This is a genomic window from Caballeronia calidae (assembly GCF_900044055.2).
GTDB lineage: Bacteria > Pseudomonadota > Gammaproteobacteria > Burkholderiales > Burkholderiaceae > Caballeronia > Caballeronia calidae.
This window is the reverse complement of record NZ_FCOX02000208.1, coordinates 1-3,045: the sequence shown is the minus strand read 5'-3', so window position 1 is coordinate 3,045 and position 3,045 is coordinate 1. Positions and strand designations below refer to the sequence as shown.

2 protein-coding genes are annotated in these 3,045 nt (G+C 60.0%); both read right to left on the bottom strand.

Annotation, left to right across the window (positions count from 1 at the left end; all coding sequences use genetic code 11):
* Positions 1-88 precede the first annotated feature (88 nt).
* Entirely contained in the window at positions 89-1,057 is a 969-nt protein-coding gene (locus AWB78_RS41990; protein WP_062613150.1) for a tyrosine-type recombinase/integrase, read from the bottom strand.
* Positions 1,054-2,289 carry a tyrosine-type recombinase/integrase gene (locus tag AWB78_RS41985; RefSeq protein ID WP_062613147.1) on the bottom strand — a complete coding sequence of 412 codons (1,236 nt, stop codon included), beginning with the start codon at positions 2,287-2,289 and terminating at the stop codon, positions 1,054-1,056. Before AWB78_RS41985 ends, AWB78_RS41990 begins: the two co-directional genes overlap by 4 nt.
* Positions 2,290-3,045: the final 756 nt, after the last annotated feature.

The window sequence follows — 3,045 nt, the reverse complement described above, 5'->3', positions numbered from 1 at the left end:
GTATGAGCGCTGGCGCCACGTTGCCGCGGCAGGTATTCGGTAAAGTACGACTGCACGAGGGCGAACAGGCTCGGAGATTGTGAGCGGCTCATCGCAGGTGGCGCTTTGCACGTGAGTGGCGCTCGAAGCGCTGGCTTGCCAGTTGGAGCAGTTGCGGCGTCGCCTTGAGATAGACTTCCGTACCGAGCAGATTCTGATGCCCGAGGTAGGCAGACAACCACGGCAGCTTCGCATGAACGTCTACACCTTCTTCCGCCCAGGCAGTCAATCGGTGTACCGCGAAGGCGTGCCTCAGCTCGTACGCCCTGGCGCCCGAGCGGCCGCATTGTGGCTTCAGGCCAAGCTTCCGTAGCAGACATCGCAAAGCGTCGGATGCCGCGTGCAGTGGGAGTGCCGATCCATCTAGACGGATGAACAGCGTCATGGGATCGTCCGCACCCCTTGTCGCCAATACTTTCTCGCGATAGCGAATGTACTGCCGTAGCTCCTCGACGAGATCGTCACGGATCGCCAGAATGCGCGAACGTCCCTTGCTTCGTTGTACCGTCAGGATGGCCCGACGCAGGTCAACGTCGACCATACGCAGTCTTGCCGCCTCGCCGAGCCGCATACCGGTGCAGTACATCACAAGCGTGAGAGCCCGCAACATCGCCCCCCAAATGCTGCGACCTTCGTGCTGCGTGGCGGCGTCCAGCAGAGCGAGTACCTCTTCCTGGCTAAAGATGTATGGTATGAACGTGGATTCCTTTACGGGTGCCACTGCATGATCCGGCACGAATGAGCGTGGGTCGCTGCGACGACGGAAGAGGCAAAGCTGGCGAACGACACCGAATTCATTGCCCACGGTGACGGCTTTACGGCCCTCGATTCTTGCCGTCCACTCTGACACCGCCCGTTCCAATGGCGCAGGGCATTCGCCGTACCGGTCACGGACGAAGCGCACGAAGCTGTCGAGTACGAACTCAGCGCGTTGGTATCCCGCTCCCATGGCTCGCTTGAACACCAGGAACTCCTTTGCGTCCCGGGCAAGGGCTGTGGCGGTAATGTTCGTGCTCATCGCGGTACCGGCAGCGAGACTTCACGAAGCGACTGCGTTGCGATGCGAACGTAGGCCGATACCGCCCCCGGGTCGCGATGGCCGAGCAGATCCGACAGCACTCGCGCCTTGGCGCCAACATCGAGTTGCCGTGCGGCGTTTGAGTATCGCAAGACGTGGCTGCCCAGGTACGGCGCCTGGATGCCAGCGATCGTCGCATATTTGATAATAATATGTCGCACTGCTGAGGATGATGTTAGCGGGCCGAATGGCACTTTCATCTGGACGAACACATGCCGCGTTAACGTATGAGCCGGACGCCCATGACGCAGGTACCGCGCAAGCACCCTCGCCACCGGCGGAAGCAGTGGCAGGACAAAGCTGACGTCCGTCTTGGGACGGAGCATCTGCAGGGTGCCGGAGTTCCAGTCGATGTGCTGCAATTGCAGGCCGATTACTTCGCCGGCACCGAGGCCGTAGGTGCTCATCATCAGCAGTAGCGCATGATCACGCAATCCGCGCGCCGTGCCTGTATCTACGGCGCGCAGCAGGCGTTGAACATCCTGCCAGGGTAAGGCTTGTCGGGGATTTTCGAGCGGACGTTTCACTGGCGAGATCACCGCGTCGGCGAGATCGGTGCGAATGCGTCCGCTGACCAGTAGGAAGCGGGCAAAGGATCTGACCGTGCTGGCGATGTCGGCAGTCGTTGAGGGGGCGTAACGACAGGCGCACCCGATGAGGAACGCATCGATCTCGGGCAGGGTCAACTGTCGCCACGACTTTCCGGAACAATGCAGGTGCTCGAGGAGTTTGCCGACATGGTCGAGCTTCTTGCGAACCGTAACCTCGGGGTTGCCACGATGTTTTCCCAGGTGTGCAGCGTAGTCGCGCAGGACCGCCGTGAGAGGCGCAGGTCGGCACTCGACGGGTTTCCACGGGGGCAATGGTCTGCCAATAACCTCGTAGACGCGCCGCAATGACCGAAACGACGACTTTGCCCAAGCGAGGTAGCCAGCGGTAACGTTGCGTGAATGAGTGTACCAGTGCAGGAACCGCTCGAGTCCGTCGCGCGTCAGCTCGTCAGCTTCATCAAGGCCGAGCGAGTTGCAATAGCGTCTGAACCGCAATATCCAATACAGGTATTGCCGCGCGGTACTCGCACTAACGCTGCGGTCTGCACGCCATACGCGCCAGATGTCCCGGGTGGTGGGCGTGCGTTTGGGGTACTTCGTGGCACAGGATTGCGTAACCATAGGGGTGCTGACAATGTGTCATGTTCTCCACCAGAATATATCGTTGTTCCGTCCATGTCAGGCCACATCTTGTGTTGCCTACCTTCGACAGCGGGACGGCGGCGACCACAGATTCCGAAGCCAAGCGGTGGCGGTAGACGCGCGAGCACCTCATCGTTGAGGTCAAGGCGAAGGCGAGTAAGAAAGCCATCACTAACGACGACCGCCATCTCTGGGGCGGTGTCGCTCAGTACTTGAACAGCGCGCTGAACCGGCCCGAGCCGACGACGGAGCCAACGAATCGCTGCTGGCAATAATACGTCCAGGCCACGCACACTTGCTGCTGCAACCTCGATACTCGGCGAATGTTCTGCCACGATGATCGCCTCCTCGACCTCGACGAGCAGTCCGGGCAAGCGCGTTGCCAGAAAGTTGGGCAACAGGCTGAAAGTGCGGTGTCCTTGGGGACAGTACCATCGGGCCACACGAACCCCAGACGGTTTTGCCCTTGTGTAGCTTCCATGGCGTGCAATCCCGCATCCACCGCAAGGATGCAGTGGGCACCTGGGTAGCTTCGCTCTCTGCCACTCGCGGCCTGCCACGTACGCTTCGGCACTAGAACTCGTGCGCATCAGAATCTGCAAGAGAATCCCCCAACGAGTGACAAACCTCGCAGTACAGGGGAATATTATGCCGACAACATTCGAGCGAATCTACGCACAAACAAGGGCCATAACCGTTTATCCCCAGATAAAAATAATCCCGGGATACTGATCC

Coding starts and splice junctions, on each gene's coding strand:
- AWB78_RS41990 (WP_062613150.1), bottom strand. CDS start 1,057: ATGAGCACGAACATTACCGCCACAGCCCTTGCCCGGGACGCAAAGGAG.
- AWB78_RS41985 (WP_062613147.1), bottom strand. CDS start 2,289: ATGGTTACGCAATCCTGTGCCACGAAGTACCCCAAACGCACGCCCACC.